At 38.9% G+C, this 15,495-nt stretch carries 16 protein-coding genes; 3 read left to right on the forward strand and 13 right to left on the reverse strand.

The features are described 5' to 3' along the window. Positions 1–186 precede the first annotated feature (186 nt). The 6 genes from ACH6CZ_RS03390 to ACH6CZ_RS03415 form a co-directional block, all read right to left on the reverse strand. Entirely contained in the window at positions 187–1,734 is a 1,548-nt protein-coding gene (locus tag ACH6CZ_RS03390) for a glycine betaine uptake BCCT transporter (protein ID WP_374096009.1), read from the reverse strand. A 220-nt stretch (positions 1,735–1,954) separates the two neighbouring features. Next, complete coding sequence (locus tag ACH6CZ_RS03395) at positions 1,955–2,371, reverse strand: hypothetical protein (RefSeq protein ID WP_374096010.1); 417 nt, start codon at positions 2,369–2,371, stop codon at positions 1,955–1,957. A gap of 15 nt (positions 2,372–2,386) precedes the next feature. Next, positions 2,387–3,823, reverse strand: a complete 1,437-nt coding sequence (locus ACH6CZ_RS03400; protein ID WP_374096011.1) for a phospholipase D-like domain-containing protein — start codon at positions 3,821–3,823, stop codon at positions 2,387–2,389. Positions 3,824–3,837: 14 nt separating this feature from the next. Beyond that, positions 3,838–4,416, reverse strand: a complete 579-nt coding sequence (locus tag ACH6CZ_RS03405; protein ID WP_374096012.1) for an SCO family protein — start codon at positions 4,414–4,416, stop codon at positions 3,838–3,840. Positions 4,417–4,520: 104 nt separating this feature from the next. Continuing rightward, complete coding sequence (locus tag ACH6CZ_RS03410; protein ID WP_374096013.1) at positions 4,521–7,631, reverse strand: AAA family ATPase; 3,111 nt, start codon at positions 7,629–7,631, stop codon at positions 4,521–4,523. Then, on the reverse strand, positions 7,628–8,764 hold the full coding sequence (locus ACH6CZ_RS03415; RefSeq protein WP_374096014.1) for an exonuclease SbcCD subunit D: 1,137 nt from the start codon (positions 8,762–8,764) through the stop codon (positions 7,628–7,630). Before ACH6CZ_RS03415 ends, ACH6CZ_RS03410 begins: the two co-directional genes overlap by 4 nt. A 173-nt stretch (positions 8,765–8,937) precedes the next feature. Here ACH6CZ_RS03415 and ACH6CZ_RS03420 point away from each other — a divergent pair, with 173 nt between their 5' ends. Together ACH6CZ_RS03420 and ACH6CZ_RS03425 are read left to right on the forward strand one after the other, a co-directional pair. After that, the gene (locus ACH6CZ_RS03420; RefSeq protein ID WP_374096015.1) at positions 8,938–9,087 is read left to right on the forward strand and encodes a hypothetical protein; all 150 of its coding nucleotides are present in this window, start codon (positions 8,938–8,940) and stop codon (positions 9,085–9,087) included. 123 nt (positions 9,088–9,210) lie between these two features. Further along, positions 9,211–9,642 (forward strand): DUF2621 domain-containing protein, encoded by a 432-nt coding sequence (locus ACH6CZ_RS03425; RefSeq protein ID WP_374096016.1) that lies wholly within the window; start codon positions 9,211–9,213, stop codon positions 9,640–9,642. A gap of 39 nt (positions 9,643–9,681) precedes the next feature. Here the strand turns inward: ACH6CZ_RS03425 and ACH6CZ_RS03430 are convergent, their stop codons facing one another. The 3 genes from ACH6CZ_RS03430 to ACH6CZ_RS03440 all read right to left on the reverse strand — a co-directional run bounded on the left by ACH6CZ_RS03430 (position 9,682) and on the right by ACH6CZ_RS03440 (position 11,470). Then, positions 9,682–10,164: a CcdC family protein gene (locus ACH6CZ_RS03430; protein ID WP_374096017.1), complete on the reverse strand. Its 483-nt coding sequence runs from the start codon at positions 10,162–10,164 to the stop codon at positions 9,682–9,684. Positions 10,165–10,249: 85 nt separating this feature from the next. Further along, a complete protein-coding gene (locus ACH6CZ_RS03435; RefSeq protein WP_374096018.1) occupies positions 10,250–10,612 on the reverse strand; it encodes a response regulator in 363 nt (120 codons plus the stop codon). A gap of 150 nt (positions 10,613–10,762) precedes the next feature. Next, positions 10,763–11,470: a cytochrome c biogenesis protein CcdA gene (locus tag ACH6CZ_RS03440; protein WP_374096019.1), complete on the reverse strand. Its 708-nt coding sequence runs from the start codon at positions 11,468–11,470 to the stop codon at positions 10,763–10,765. Between the two features lie 262 nt (positions 11,471–11,732). Here ACH6CZ_RS03440 and ACH6CZ_RS03445 point away from each other — a divergent pair, with 262 nt between their 5' ends. Next, a complete protein-coding gene (locus ACH6CZ_RS03445; protein ID WP_374096020.1) occupies positions 11,733–11,924 on the forward strand; it encodes a Spo0E family sporulation regulatory protein-aspartic acid phosphatase in 192 nt (63 codons plus the stop codon). A 98-nt stretch (positions 11,925–12,022) separates the two neighbouring features. Here the strand turns inward: ACH6CZ_RS03445 and ACH6CZ_RS03450 are convergent, their stop codons facing one another. From ACH6CZ_RS03450 to ACH6CZ_RS03465, 4 genes are all read right to left on the reverse strand, one after another. Then, positions 12,023–12,244 carry a YneF family protein gene (locus ACH6CZ_RS03450; protein WP_374096021.1) on the reverse strand — a complete coding sequence of 74 codons (222 nt, stop codon included), beginning with the start codon at positions 12,242–12,244 and terminating at the stop codon, positions 12,023–12,025. Positions 12,245–12,411: 167 nt separating this feature from the next. Beyond that, positions 12,412–14,418: a transketolase gene (gene tkt / locus ACH6CZ_RS03455; RefSeq protein ID WP_374096509.1), complete on the reverse strand. Its 2,007-nt coding sequence runs from the start codon at positions 14,416–14,418 to the stop codon at positions 12,412–12,414. 120 nt (positions 14,419–14,538) lie between these two features. Further along, entirely contained in the window at positions 14,539–14,772 is a 234-nt protein-coding gene (locus ACH6CZ_RS03460; RefSeq protein WP_374096022.1) for a DUF896 domain-containing protein, read from the reverse strand. Between the two features lie 73 nt (positions 14,773–14,845). Beyond that, on the reverse strand, positions 14,846–15,493 hold the full coding sequence (locus ACH6CZ_RS03465) for a YneB family resolvase-like protein (protein WP_374096023.1): 648 nt from the start codon (positions 15,491–15,493) through the stop codon (positions 14,846–14,848). Between the last annotated feature and the right edge of the window lie 2 nt (positions 15,494–15,495).

The following is a 15,495-nucleotide window of genomic DNA, read 5'->3' on the forward strand; positions in this document are numbered from 1 at the left end:
TTATTAGGAAGTTTTACACAATTTTATATTACCCACTACTTAAATTTGCGTGTTCGTTTTCGCTCAAGGCGTACTTCATGACTGTGTGAACCTCGCAATATTATCCTTTCTTCCCCTTGGCCCCTGACCAGCACAAAAAAAACACCCCGGCTGTCGAGGTGCTTTTAATACGGCTAATTATGTTAATCAGCTGTTTGATTTTTGTTCAGCTGTTTTCTCTTTCACAGCTTTCCTTTTGGGTTTCAGCATTAAGCCGAGATCTTTACGTTCCTGATTTAGAGCTTTATATGTTGAAATCATCATCAGGATCATTATAAAGGAGAATGGGAATGCTGCAACAATTAATGCATTTTGTAATGCCTGCAATCCATCTGCTGATAACAGGATTACAGCTACAGTCGATTGTGCAAGTCCCCAAGTCAGTTTTACCGTATTAGGCGGAGTCAGAGAACCGTAAGTAGTCTGCATCCCTAATACAAATGTTGCCGAATCGGCTGATGTAATAAAGAACGTACTGATCAGAAGGATAGCAATAACTGATAATATAGCGCCTAACTGATATTCATTAAACACTGCAAATAAAACTTCCTCAGTAAGTAAACCAGTCAGGTCAACGTTTCCTTCCTGCTGTACATTAATTGAACTTGAACCGAATACTGCGAACCAAAAGAAGCTGACTAGTGACGGCAGTACAAGTACACCGGCCATGAATTCTCTGATTGTACGGCCACGTGATACGCGGGCAATAAAGATCCCTACGAAAGGTGACCATGAAATCCACCATGCCCAGTAAAAAATTGTCCAAGCATTGATCCAGTCACGATTGCCCTGATCAAGCGGCGCGATTCTGAAACTCATTTCCAGCAGATTCTGTGCATATAAACCTAAAGAATTTGTGAAAAGGTTAAGAATCAGCATTGTCGGTCCGATCACAAGCATAACAATCACAAGGGTAACAGCAAGAATCATGTTTGTATTTGATAGATATCTGATTCCTTTACTGATACCTGACCATGCAGAAATCATAAATAACACTGTAACAACTGCAATAATAATAACCTGTGTTGTAAAGTTGATTTCGATTCCTGTCAGATAAGACAGTCCACCATTGATCTGGATTGCACCGAAACCTAGAGTAGTTGCTACACCAACAACTGTAGCGAAAACAGCAAGCACATCAACTACTGTACCCCAGCCTCCGCGCATTTTGTCACCAAATAACGGAACTAGTGTAGCTGAGACTAACCCAGGTTCACCTTTACGGAATTTAAAGTATGCAAGTGCGAGTGCAACTACAGCGTAAATTGCCCAGGCGTGAAGTCCCCAGTGGAAGAACGTATATTGCATAGAGTCCCTTAAGGCCTGATCACTCCCTGCTTCAGCAAGAGGTGGGTTACTTGCAAAGTGAAGCATTGGTTCAGCTGCACCCCAGAAAACAAGACCGATACCCATACCGGCGCTGAACAACATGGCAAACCATGTGCTTGTTGAATATTCCGGACGTTCATCCGGCTTCCCTAGTCTGATCTGTCCGATCGGCGTTACTGCAAGTATGATACAAAAAATGACCATACCAGTAACGATAATTAAGTAATACCAGCCAAAAGTAGATGAGATAAACGACTGAAGATTTGCCGTTCCTTCTTCAAAGCTGGTTGGTGCAGCAATGGAATATATAACAGCTGCTAATACGATTGCTAATGTAATCCAAAAAACATTTGATATTTTTCTCATTTTACTCTCCTTCCTTTATACTTTTTGATTTGTGTCTATCCAGTTGATTAGACAAATTATGGTGAAATAGCCTTCTGGTTATTAGGGACTACACTTATATACCCTTAACCGGGAATTAAAAACACGTTCATCATCGTAACATACTGTTATAAAGCCTTACAAGTGATAACCGAAAAAATAAAGGCGCATGACATCAACCAGGCGCCTTAGGAAAATTTATCTAATTAGGATCTTGAAAGTTTACTTCAGGCTCAATCGGATCGTTTGGCATCCGGACTTCCGTATCCGCCTGGCTGTCTTCTGATGAATCATTGTCCTGGCTCTGATCTGGCAATTCTTTCTGAAAATCAGGTTCATCACCGGGAGTTTCACCAAAATACTCATTGACCGTTTCCCCTTCATTGAATGATGGTCCGTCTTTATTTTTATCAGTATTTTCTCGATCAGCCTCTTCTGAAACAGCTTTTTCAACTTCCTGCTGGTCAGGCTCATCTGGAACAATTATTTTATTTTCTGATTGAGTTTTCTCAGAAAAATCTGTCTCAGATTCTGATAATAGTAGCAGAATCATCGTCATTGCACTTGATATTAGAACTGTCGACATGATAATTAGCAAAACCCATTGTTTTCGGTTCAAACAGGACCTCCTAAATTAATACGTCGTAAGCTTTAACGTTTTTTGCATCCAGTAAACTCCTCTTTGCCAAAAAGATAGTGTATCCTGGTACTTTTCAAGCGGTAATGTATACTCAGCTCCTTCATTATTCCACATCTGTTGAAAGTAAGCTTCAGTATCTTTCATTACTTGTGCATCATGAGGACCAGAAACTATGATAGCACTCTCGAGGTTATAATCTCTCATATTTCTCATTGTAAAATTAGTAGATCCAGAAATAATTTTACTCATTTCATCTGTACGGACAAACATCATTTTGGGGTGGAATTGCTCTACGCCCACATTATACCACCTGATGTTAATCTTTTCATTTGAATTTTCAACCATTTCATTTACGACTGGTCTGTTTGGAAGTCCGGTTTTTTTATTACCAAAAGCAGTTTCGTTCGGGTCGAGCACAATCGATACATTTACTTCTCTATTTGCTGCTTCTACAAGTTCATCTATTATTTCAGGCTCTGATAAATAATACATTGCAAGCCAAATATCATCGTCTTCATCAGTGTTCTGTATAGCAGAAATTACTTGTAATTTTGTCTTCCCTTCTGTACTGTAAGCAACTTTCAAATCGGAGCCAGTGTAATCCTCTGTAATTTGATAATGGGGGAACTCAACATCACTGCCTGACATTTTTGCCACCGCTTCTTCTGCTCTTAACATATCTTCGATTATAGGCCCTGTTACCTCATACCCGACGTTATTATGAAACCCCGATTCATCATGTGCATTAGCTGACATCACCATCGCGCTCTGGTCAGTGATTACAACTTTTCTGTGATTAGCTTTTATATTTGCAAGATCCAGGAATGACCTGATTGTCATATCAGGACCTCCTTCTACAAATGGATTCGGCAGCCAGCCATTACTGCTTTTTCCCAGGTGCATCGGACCCATCCGCCAAATCGTTGAATAAATAGGTGTTGAATCTCTTAAATCAGCCAGGTCAGTGACAATAACGTCAACACCTGCGTCTGCCATTGGATGCAGCCACTTGCCTTCATAAGATCCATATCCCGTATTGTAAGGATCGGTTATAAAAATAATTGGCATATCAGGATGTTCTGATTTCTTCCGGATGATTTTCTCCATAAGATTACCAGCCAAATCCGGGTAACCTTTTTCTTCACTCACTCTTCCATCCATCATAAAGATATCCATTACAATAAAATTTTCTGCTTCATCAACCATTTCATATACACGATCATATATCTGATGATCCAGCACCCGTTCACCATTCTCTTCATAAGTCAAATCCCGATAGAATTCCACACTTCCAGCTCTATGTTCAGCACTGATAATAGAAATCCCTTCAGGCAGAGACTTGTACTGATGATAAGTAAAAATAATTAAATAAGTGATTAAAAAGCCGAAAAAGTAGAATCGTTTCTTTTTATACCATTTGCTATTTTTCAACTTTATCCCCCAAATCAGCTGTCTTGAAGTGTTTTCAGATCAGCAATTATTTCATCCTCCGGGACTGATTCCAAACCGTCATAACTTTTGACAACAGTACCCTCTGGACTGATCAGGTAAATGCTGGTAGGATGAGTCATTTGATCAGATTTCGGGTCGTCTACAACGAGACCCTGGAATGATTCAAGCGCAAGCGTGCTGACGGTTTCAAATTCATATCCAGTCAAAAAATCCCATTTATCTTCATTTAACTCATATCTTTCTATAAACTCCTGTAAAGCCTCAGGCGTATCTTTCTCGGGATCTACACTGAAAGAAACCATACGGTAGTCTTCCACACCTTCATCTTCTATGGCTTCTTGTAAACCAGTCATGTTATAAGTCATCGGTGGACAGACTGTGTCGCAATTCGTAAAAATAAAGTTAGCAACCACCGGTGTTCCTTCCAAATCTATATTTGTGACCTGTTCACCATTCTGATTTGTAAATTCAAATGATGTTAATTCTTTTTCCATATTCCCTTCAAAATCACCGGAACATGCTGACATTAAAAACATAGCAGTCATCCCTGCTGTTATTACTCTTTTATTCATAAAAAAGCTCCTTTTTTTCTGATACTCACTTGCATTTAATCGTACAGAAATGAGGAACCTGTGACAAGATAGTCTGCTGTATGATGTTGTATATATTGTGACACTTACAGCGTTTCAAATATAAACTTCGTTGAACTGCCGCCTTTCGTTGAAAACACTTCTAATCTCGCATCAATTCGTTCTTTTAATTCAGGAACGTGAGATATGACTCCCACCAGCCTCCCGCCTGTCTGAATATCCATTAATGATTCAATTGCCTGATCCAGCGATTCAGGGTCAAGCGTTCCAAAACCCTCATCAATAAACATTGTTTCAAGAGAGACACCACCTGAATATGATTGCACAACGTCAGCAAGACCGAGCGCAAGCGCAAGCGATGCTTTAAATGCTTCACCACCCGACAGCGTCTTCACGTGTCTTTGCTGTCCTGTATAGTGATCCATGACTAAAAGCTCAAGCCCTCCCTGCTTGTTACCCTTTGAACGATCTTCTTTTCTATGCAATTCATATCGGCCGGAAGTCATTTTCAATAGCCTCTCATTTGCAACAATTAAAATGTCTTCAAGATAATAAGCCAATACAAATCTTTCAAACGTCAGCTTTAATTCATTCTGTCCATTGGCAATATCAGATAGTTGTCCAATTAACAAATACCTTTTTTCAACCTCTGCTGAAGCAGTCAGGTTTTCTTTCAATTGGCTGATGATTTGTTCATGCTGCTGGATATAAGCTGACAGCCGGGATTGTCTCTCCTCAAGCTGCCTGAGTTCAATTTCAACTGCTTCTTTTTCTATTTCAAGCTTTCTTATATCCGGTTTTGTGACATCTTTCAGATCATGATTCAGTTTTTCAGCGTATTCTTTCAATGAAAAAACTTTCTTTTCATAAGACGATATTTTTTGTTCCAATTCGTCACGGTCAGAGTCAGAAAGTTTCCCCTCAAGCAGTTCGTCAATGTGATCAAATGAAGACTTTTTAAGTACTTCCTGAAAATAGGCTGAACCGTCTTTAAGGGTTTTTTCAGAATTAAATACTTCATTTTCAGCCTGCTTTAATCGTTCTGACAGTCTGTTAAACTCTTTATCTGTATGCAGAAATTCCGCTTCAGTCCGTTCATATAGTGCTTTAAATTGCTGAATATTCTTCTCAAGTGCACTGATCTGATTGCTCAGATATTCTTTACTGCGATATTCTTCCGGGATTTCTTCTTTTAACTGATTGACCAGACTTCTGATGGAAATATAATCATCACGTTTTTTCTGAACAACATCCTCGAGCTGTTGAATGCGCCGATTCAGTTCCAGATTTTTTTGTTCAATACGCTTCATTTCTGCTGATGGTTCATTTTCTTTTAATTGCCTCAATAGATCTTGCTGCTCAGTTTCAAAGGCTGCTTTCTTATCGACATAATGACCGAGGCTGTCACTCTGATCAAAATACTTTAACGATTCTTTTTCATCATTAAGCTTTTTGATCTCATCATCTATTTCCCTGATTCTGCTATCAGCATGCTGAATAGCTGATTCGTTTCTGATTTTTTCAGAATGAAGTGACTGGATCTCCTTTTGAATCCCCTCAGTGTCTATGATTTCCCCTTCTCTGATTGCCGGATTTGGATGATGAGTTGAACCGCATACAGGACAGGACTCCCCTTGTATTAATTGCTTGGAAAGTTCAAAGGCATGCTGAACAGATTGTTCCTGCTGAGCTTTATTCAGGAGGTTCTGCTCATTTGTCAGCTGTTTGTTAATTCTAGACAAATTTTCTTTCTTTTCATTTACATCATTCGCTAAATTGTTTTTGACAGACCTGATTTGCTCAATCTGTCTGAGAGTTTTTATTAAAGTGTCTAAATGATTAATCTCAACTTTTAAATCTGCTGTTCTTGCCTGTTGCTCATAGCGTTTTTGCTGTTTAGCTGACAGCTCAATTTTTAATTTTTCATTTTGATCAAGCTGCTGTTTCAACCCTTCCAGCTTCTCTTTTTCAACTTTTCCAGCCTGAGCATGACGGGTCAGCTCCTCTGTCTGGATAAGATACCGGTCAAGTTTTTCTTTGACTGAAAGCAATTCTGAACATTTACTTTCATCTTCAGCGATATTACTTTTTTGAAGATTTAGCTTTTCTATACTCCGTTTTACTTGATCATATTTCTGCTGAATAGCAGACAACTTAGCTTTTGTTTCATTTTTAAACTCTATTCTGTGTTCGTATTCTTTCTTTTTATTTTCCGCATCTTTATAATACGGCCAGATCTTATCTGCTTCTCTGGAAATGCGTAATGTTTCTTTCCAGTCAATGACTTCCTGCTGAATTTTTTTCAATTGGCCCAGTTCATCATTTGTTTTTTGTAACTCAGTAAAAGCCCGTTCAATATAACGGGCATTTTCAATTCTCTTCAAAATATCTTTATAATTTTCTTTTTTATTATGAATATTTTTAAACTGGTTATTAAAATCATCTTTCTGAGTTGCTACTAAGTTTTTTACTAGTGTGAAGATTTTGTCATCGTGCTTTTGTTCCTGATCTAACGCTTCAGTTAATTCTTCATCACCAAGAGGGTCAATCGCATTATAATATCGTGCGCGATCTTTTAGAAAACCAGCTGCATTCTCTCTCAGTTCTTTTGATTTAAACTTTAAATACTCCTGAAAATATCGATATGATTCAGTATGAAAGAGTTTTTGAAGTATTTTCTCTTTATCTGTACTATCCGACGTTAACAGGGTTCTGAACTCTCCCTGTGGTATCATCAGTATTTGTTTGAACTGATGAAAATCCAGCTGCATCAGTTTATTAATCTGATCATCCGATTCACTTAGCGTTGCCCCCAGAAGCTTCTCTTCTCCATCCGTAATCTGATAAATTTCCGCTTTTGCACTGACTGTCGTAAAACCTTCACCTCTTGTTTTTTTTCTACTCTGAATGGGTGAACGTACGATACGATAAGTTCTATTTTTAAGGGAAAATGTAAAATCAACGCTTGTCAGCATATTCTCATCTGCAAAATCACTTCTTAAATCCTGAGCAGACCGTTCCTCGCCGCTCGTTTTTCCGTAGAGCGCAAAAGCAATCGCATCAAAGATCGTCGTTTTTCCTGCACCGGTTTTACCGGAAATTACGAACATTGTTCTTGAACCAAGCTCTTCAAAGTTAATTTCTTCTGTTTTTGCATATGGACCGAATGCATTGATAATTAACTTTTTTGGTCTCATAATCTATCACTTCCCTTAAGACTTACATTCATGCTCTCTTGTACTTCTGCTTCCATTTCTTTTGTCCACTCGGCCTCTGTGACATATTCAAAGAAGCGCTTGAATAGTTCAGTATCTGACAAGTTTTCATGACTTTCACGCACCTGTCGATCCATTTTTTTATCTCTCTCTGATATATCTCTTTCAAGATGAAGCACATTTGGGTAAATAGATCTGAGTCTGTTTATAGGATCAATTAATGCACCTTCATCGGTCAGTACAGCCTTTATATAATCCTCTTTCCGATCATAGAAATCGGGTCTCATCAGTTCTTCAAGCGACCCCTTAAGGATTGCCATATCCCTTTTTGGTTCAAGTAAGATTTCTTCAACTGAAATATGATGGTTTTCTATGGTTACACACTTCACCATTTTAGTATGATTAGCTTCTGAAAACGAATATTTCATTAAGGAACCGGAATAATGTACTTTATCATCCCTGATCGCGTGCGGACTGTGCAAGTGACCAAGCGCTGTATATGTAAATGGTTCAAATAACTCCTTACCAACAGTTCCCGCACCGCCTACTGACAGCGTTCTTTCCGAGTCAGTTGTAGTGCCGCCCGTGACAAATGAATGTCCAATCAGAACTTCCGGTTTTTCACCAAAATCCTCCAAAGAAGAGATTTCTTCAGTGATTTTCTTCATGGCATCATGATGAGAGGTGATTGAGTCATCATTTAATATTTCTCTAATAACGGAGGGTTCAGCATAAGGAACTGAATGAAATCTGACTCCTTTAATTTCCACTCCTTTTAAAGCCGGGCTCCATTTTCCTGTTACATGAAGATCTGAATGTTTGTACCATGCCGACCCGAATGCGATTCGGTCAGCACTGTCATGATTTCCTGAAATCGCGACAATCGGTATCTTCATCTCTACATTTAACCTGTATAAAGTTTCATTTAATAGATTAACAGCTTCAGCAGGCGGTACTGAACGATCATATAAATCGCCAGCTACAATAATCGCATCAGGCTGAACACGCTCAGCCAATTTGATAAATTGATCAAGGATATCTGACTGGTCTTCTGTCATGTATACCCCATGTACAAGCTTTCCAAGGTGCCAGTCAGCTGTATGTAAAAATTTCATCTGATCATTCCCCTTTTACAGCATAATGATTTCATTATAACAGAACAGGCGTTTGTTATAAGTAATCAGATTTATCAATCGTGTCAAAACGTATAAAAATTCATACTTTTGACTGATTTATTAATTTGAATTTTCAGATATTATTGTATATACAACCGAAAGGAGGCGTATTTATGAGAAAAATCGAACAAGAATATGTTGAACAGCATGATTTAGAATCCGAAGATTATATACGCGTGACCGCAGACAACGAAAATATATATGAAGTCCGCCGTGAAAACCTACACCAGTTACTCTCTCTTGGCTACCGTCAGGTAAAATGATATCTGCCACCTTCCTTATTCACACAGATGACAAACTTCATAGATGTCTTTACAAACCAGTTCTTGAAGCTGTTCATAAACTCCTTTATAATATTTGTAGATTAACTGAACGGAGTGACGAATGTGCTTGAAGGCTGGTTTTTATGGTTTATACTTTTTTGGGTCGTCGTGCTTGTCTCTTTGTTTGCAATCGGCGGGTTTTTTATGTTCAGGAAATTCCTGAAAAGAATGCCTAAAGAAGATGGAAAGTCAGATCTGGACTGGGAAGAACATTATGTTAATCAGACGATTCATCTATGGGGAACGAATGAGAAACAATTATTAAACGAACTTGTCAGCCCGGTTCCTGAACTATTCCGTGATGTAGCAAAACAAAAGATTGCAGGTAATATCGGGAAGCTTGCAATCTCTGAGAATGCTGATCATATCACGCTTGATCTGATTGTCAGAGGCTATATTGTTGCGACTCCCAAAAGGGACCATAAATTTTTAAGAAAAAAACTGGATGAGTTGAATATCGACATCACAGAATATGAAGATTTATTTGCATTATAAAAAAACATCACAATATGTGATGTTTTTTTATATCTTAGCCTATGCCATCTGAGCAGGCTGAGAGCCAGACCCTTTTTCCATCCTTCTGTATTGCAGCAGCATCGCACTTCTCCACGGTACAATCATTCCAAACGCTAATATCCAGAACATACCGCTTAATGTTCCGAGTTCAATCGTTGTGCTTAACGCAAGCTTCATAATAATTCTTAAGATAAGCAATCCGATTAAAATGAAAGGAAAAGCTTTAGAAGCCTTCAAGTAAATGCCGTCTTCTCTTTGCTCAAATTTTGAAGTTCTGATCAATACGATTGAAAATAGTGCACCGACAACCATTGCTTCAACTGCTTCTAAAGGTGTTACGCGGAAGTAAGGAAAAATAAACATTAAAGCTCCTGTACTCATAAAAATCGGCGGAAGAAAGATTTTTCTTGCTGTGACTGGTTTTTTTGCAGCCTTTAATCTGACTATAAATACAGCCGTTCCCATTATGACAGCGGCAATTGTTGAAAGATAAACAAGCATATGCACCCATCCTTAATTTCTTACGTATGTAAAACCTCAATTAAGTATAATAGAGATTTCACCGTTTGTAAAAGGCGCCTATTACTTATTTATTGACTACGCGGCTTAGAGCGTCCACAACACGTGTCCCGTCAAATGGTTTTACAATAAAGTCTTTCGCTCCCGCTTCAATCGCTTCAATGACCATTTTTTGCTGCCCCATAGCTGAACACATAATAATATTTGCTTTCGGATCTGCCTTTAATATTTCTTTAGCTGCAGATATACCATCTAATACAGGCATTGTAATATCCATTGTAACCAGGTCAGGGCTTAAGGATTTGTATTTTTCCACTGCTTCTTCTCCGTTTTCAGCTTCACCGACCACCTGAAAAGAAGAGTTTTCCAATACATTTTTCAACGTCATTCTCATAAATTTCGCATCATCTACAACAAGAACTTTTGTCATTCATATCACCCTTACTTATATAGTTAATATTAACTATACAACTAAACTAAAAGTCCTTCAACACAAACATGCATCAAAATTTTACAGAGAAAAGACTGAGACAGCAGTCTCAGCCTGGTGATGGTTTTATATATAATAGGAGGAAGCCTTTTAAAAGCCTGTAAAATCCCCAAAGATCGGAAGCAACAGGTTAATAATCCATGTCAGGCCATCGAAAAATAAAATAATACCCATTCCGATCATAATCCAGCCCCCCGTTTTCATAATCAGCATACTCTTCTTTTTGATCCAGCCAATTCTGCCAATAAAAAACGAAAGAATAAAAAATGGCAGTGCAAAACCTAAAAAGTACGCCATCATATAAGGAAACCCTGACCCCGGGTTAGAAGCAGACAATGTGAATACCGCTCCCAATATTGGTCCCATACAAGGCGTCCAGCCGGCTGCAAAAGCGAGTCCGATTAACAAAGAGCCTATATAGCCTGATGGTCTCGATTTAAAGCTCACTCTTCTTTCTTTCATGAGGAATTCAGGTGAAAATACACCCACAATAACCAATCCAAACACAACAATTAAAATTGCTCCTATCTGTCGGATAAAGTCATCATACTGAACAAAAATATCTGAGATCCAGGTGGATGTAAATGCAAGGCCTATAAAAACAAGCAGAAAACCTAAAAGAAAGAACAGGGTATGCAGCAGGCTTGATGTTTGTCTCATGCCTTTACCTTTAGATAACTCGTCTACTGACATTCCAGTTATATAAGATAAAAAAGCAGGATAAAGAGGCAGTACACACGGAGAAATAAAGCTCAAAAATCCCGCTCCGAATGCCCACAAAATATTTAAATCTTCCATCTAAACACTCCGATCCGTATTCACTAGCTTCATTTTAGCAAATTAACGATAAGTTCTCATTGACCTTACAATAATATGTATCAAACTATTTTGCAGAAGTTATAGTTTTGTCACAAATACACTTGTAAAAATATTGGTATTAGGGATTAATTTCTTTTCAATTCACTCTTTTTTCTGTATACTATACCCTAAGTTAAATGAATGACAAATAATGTATAGGCTCCTTATAGATATAGGATCCTGATGAAAGGGTAGACTTTGAATGGGGGATCAACAAAAAAAGCTACTTGAAGCGATTGAAGATAAACGTCAGGTATTAATCCGCACTGCTGCAAAAGAAGGATTATCATCCCCTTCTGCCGTTAGATATTCACAGGAACTTGACGATCTTCTGAATGAATTTGAAAAAATACACACTTACAGACCTGCTGCGTTAGAAATGCAGACCAAATAAAAAAGGCTTCCTGCTGAGAAGCCTTTTTTATTTTGTTTAAAGCGATGTGTAATAAACATAAAAGGCACTTCAGCCTAAGCGAAGTACCTGTTCATTTATTATTTTTCCTGCTGCTTATTCATAGCACTCATCATCTGATTGATTTTCTTCTGCGACGGTTTCATTCCCATCTGCATCATCATCATACGAAGCATTTGCTCATTAATCGGCGGGTTCTTTTTAAGATAAGTCATCATGTATTTACGAGCGATGAAAAATCCAAGTGCGACTCCGGCCAGCAAAGCTACAACAATTAATACAATTGCAAGCCATAATTCCATTTCATATTGCCTCCTATTTGTTACTTTCATATAAAAGTGTACAAGAACAATCCGTATTATACAATCATTTATTACATAATTCGTGCAGTTATATGATTTTTATTTTCATGACCGCTACAAATAAAGCTGGTGAGCAGAGTTACCGCCCACCAGCTTAGTCATTTTGATTAGGCCTGAAGTAAAGACTCTACCCGTTTTACAACATTCTCTACTGTAAAGCCATATTCTTCAAGTACTTTCCCGCCTGGAGCTGAAGCACCAAACGTATCAATTCCAAGCACTTCGCCTTCATCGCCTGTATAACGTTCCCAACCAAGCGGTGATGCCATTTCAATCGCGAAACGCTTCTTAACATTCTTCGGAAGAACAGACTGCTTATATTCTGCTGACTGCTTTTCAAAGCGGTCCCATGAAGGCATTGATACAACTGCTGCATCAATATTTTTTTCACGTAATGATTGTTGCGCTTCATACGCAAGACCTACTTCAGAACCGCTCGCTAAAAGAAGTACATCGGCTTCATCTTTTTCAGATGGAGATACGATATACGCTCCTTTTTTAACACCTTCATAGGCGCTCTCTGCAGTACCTGGCAGTGTAGGTAACCCCTGACGTGTAAGGACAAGTGTTGTCGGGTGATCTTGCGCTTCCATAGACAGCTTCCATGCAGCAGCCACTTCGTTACCATCAGCCGGACGAATCACTGATAACCCTGGCATCGCTCTCAGTGACGGCAGCTGTTCAACTGGCTCATGTGTCGGACCATCTTCACCAACAGCAATACTGTCATGAGTGAATACGTATGTAACCGGTACACCCATTAGCGCTGAAAGTCTGATTGCAGGTCTTACATAGTCACTGAATACAAAGAATGTACCACCATACACACGCAGTCCTCCGTGCAGTGCCATACCATTTAGCGCAGTTCCCATCGCAAATTCACGAACACCGAACCAGATATTTCTTCCTTCAGGTGTTTCAGGTGTGAAGTCAGCTTCATCTTTCATCATCGTGTTGTTTGATCCCGCAAGGTCAGCTGAGCCGCCAAATAACGTAGGAACCGTTTTAGAGATTGCATTAAGGACTTCACCTGAAGATGCACGACTTGCAAGTGCTTTACCTTCTTCATACACAGGAAGTTCCTGATCCCAATTATCTGCAAGTTTTCCGTTCATGGCATTTTCAAGTTCCTGTGCAAGTTCCGGATAAGCAGATTTATAACTCTGGAACTTTTCATTCCATTCATTTTCTTTTTCAACACCATTTTGAGCGACAAGCTCTTCAAAGCGCTTATACACTTCATCAGGTACATAGAAAGACTCTTCAGCTTCCCACTGATAAGCTTCCTTAGCAAGAGTGGTTTCATCCGCACCAAGTGGAGCACCGTGTGCTTTTGAAGTGCCTGCTCTGTTAGGTGAGCCAAAACCGATAACTGTCTTAATTTCAATCATTGTAGGACGGCTTGTATCAGCTTTAGCCTTTTTAATCGCATCTGCAACGTCAGCAACATCGTTTCCATCATCAACACGGATATATTGCCAGTTGTAAGATTCGAACCTTTGTTTTACGCTCTCAGAGAATGAACGGTCAAGGTCGCCGTCAAGTGAAATATCATTTGAATCATAAAGAACGATCAATTTGTCCAGCTGAAGATGTCCTGCAAGTGAAGCTGCTTCAGAAGATACACCTTCCATCAGGTCTCCATCTCCGCATAGTGTATAAGTATAGTGATCAACTACATTGTATTTTTCACGATTGTATTTGGCGCTTAAGTGCTTTTCAGCCATTGCCATACCTACTGCCATGCCAATTCCCTGTCCAAGAGGACCAGTAGTTGCCTCAATGCCTTTCGTATGTTTGTATTCAGGGTGACCTGGTGTCTTAGATCCCCATTGTCTGAAGTTTTTAATTTCATCAAGTGATAAATCATAGCCGGAAAGGTGAAGCAGGCTATAAAGCAGCATCGAGCCATGACCAGCTGAAAGAACGAAACGGTCACGATCGAACCAGTCCGGATTCTTCGGATTGTGGTTCATGAACTGAGTCCATAAAGTATATGCAAATGGCGCAGCCCCCATAGGAAGTCCCGGATGCCCCGAGTTTGCTTTATCAATTGCATCAATTGATAACGTTCTGATTGTGTTAATTGCTAAATCATCTGTCTTGTTAAACATCATCTACATCCTCTCTAAACTCACGTGATACGTCTTATTGTACAAAAAAAAAAGAGAGATGTACAAACATCTCTTCTTTTCTACAAAAAACTTCTTACTCCAGGTAAAAACCGGAAACATTCAGTTCATTTTATTCCTGTTTTTTGCATCTTTAAGTTTTTGTGGAGTGACATCCTGGCCTTCAGGATCAATGACAGTAACATTTTCAATCGTTTGTTTCATTGATCCTCTAAACGCCTGTAAATATTCCTGTCTTAGAGCCTGCTGTTCATCTGCTTCAGCTTTAGTAAGAGTATCTTCTTTTGATTTTTTTGACAGTTCATTTATTCTTTTAATTTTATCTTCAGATAACATGTCTTTCACCCTTTCTTTCAGGTAAGCTTCTATGTATGTTAAAAGAAAGGTTTAAGTTTGACAAGTAATTTGTTTACGTTATCTCTGATTCCATATACTCAACATACCTTCTATGAACAGTTGCTTTAGACACAGGGTGTCCAAGACCTCTTAATACAGATGCAATTTCCTGAAATGTTAGCCCATTCCCTCTCAGCCTGACGATCTCATCGACTGGTATTTCAATCTTTTCCCTACCTTCTTTGTTTCCACGGTTCTTCAGATTTCTATGCGGTTTGAAGCCCTGCTCTACAGCACGCCTCATTCCTCTTTTAATTTTCAGGTTATGGAGTTTCCGCTGATGCTCTTCCACCATACTCACAATTTGAAGAATCATTGAATCTGATTCAGACAGCTGAAGTTCCCCATCATGTGCAATGGTGAATATCTTCACACCTTCTTTTTGCAATGTATGTAAAAGTGCAATTTTAGCGTTTCCTCTTCCGATCCGCGTCTCATCCTGAATTAAAAGACCTTCAGCATTAAACTCCCGAACCTGCTCCAGCAGCTCAAATACACCTTCACGATCCAGATCAAATCCACTTTCCTTTTTACTAATAATCGAAACTACCTGATAGTTCATTTTATCGGCAAGGGCAATCAGTTCCTCTTCCTGCCGTGTAAGTGAAGTTTCCTGAGTTTCTTTTTCTGTACTGACTCTGCAGTAAATAATTACTTTCAACA

Source organism: Jeotgalibacillus sp. JSM ZJ347 (assembly GCF_044383825.1).
GTDB lineage: Bacteria > Bacillota > Bacilli > Bacillales > Jeotgalibacillaceae > Jeotgalibacillus.

Excerpts from the sequence above, each read along its gene's own strand:
- ACH6CZ_RS03450 (WP_374096021.1), bottom strand. The coding sequence starts at position 12,244 with ATGGAATTATGGCTTGCAATTGTATTAATTGTTGTAGCTTTGCTGGCC.
- ACH6CZ_RS03415 (WP_374096014.1), bottom strand. The coding sequence starts at position 8,764 with ATGAAATTTTTACATACAGCTGACTGGCACCTTGGAAAGCTTGTACAT.
- tkt (WP_374096509.1), bottom strand. The coding sequence starts at position 14,418 with ATGTTTAACAAGACAGATGATTTAGCAATTAACACAATCAGAACGTTA.
- ACH6CZ_RS03430 (WP_374096017.1), bottom strand. The coding sequence starts at position 10,164 with ATGCTTGTTTATCTTTCAACAATTGCCGCTGTCATAATGGGAACGGCT.
- ACH6CZ_RS03420 (WP_374096015.1), top strand. The coding sequence starts at position 8,938 with ATGAGAAAAATCGAACAAGAATATGTTGAACAGCATGATTTAGAATCC.
- ACH6CZ_RS03440 (WP_374096019.1), bottom strand. The coding sequence starts at position 11,470 with ATGGAAGATTTAAATATTTTGTGGGCATTCGGAGCGGGATTTTTGAGC.
- ACH6CZ_RS03445 (WP_374096020.1), top strand. The coding sequence starts at position 11,733 with ATGGGGGATCAACAAAAAAAGCTACTTGAAGCGATTGAAGATAAACGT.
- ACH6CZ_RS03410 (WP_374096013.1), bottom strand. The coding sequence starts at position 7,631 with ATGAGACCAAAAAAGTTAATTATCAATGCATTCGGTCCATATGCAAAA.
- ACH6CZ_RS03390 (WP_374096009.1), bottom strand. The coding sequence starts at position 1,734 with ATGAGAAAAATATCAAATGTTTTTTGGATTACATTAGCAATCGTATTA.
- ACH6CZ_RS03435 (WP_374096018.1), bottom strand. The coding sequence starts at position 10,612 with ATGACAAAAGTTCTTGTTGTAGATGATGCGAAATTTATGAGAATGACG.
- ACH6CZ_RS03460 (WP_374096022.1), bottom strand. The coding sequence starts at position 14,772 with ATGTTATCTGAAGATAAAATTAAAAGAATAAATGAACTGTCAAAAAAA.
- ACH6CZ_RS03405 (WP_374096012.1), bottom strand. The coding sequence starts at position 4,416 with ATGAATAAAAGAGTAATAACAGCAGGGATGACTGCTATGTTTTTAATG.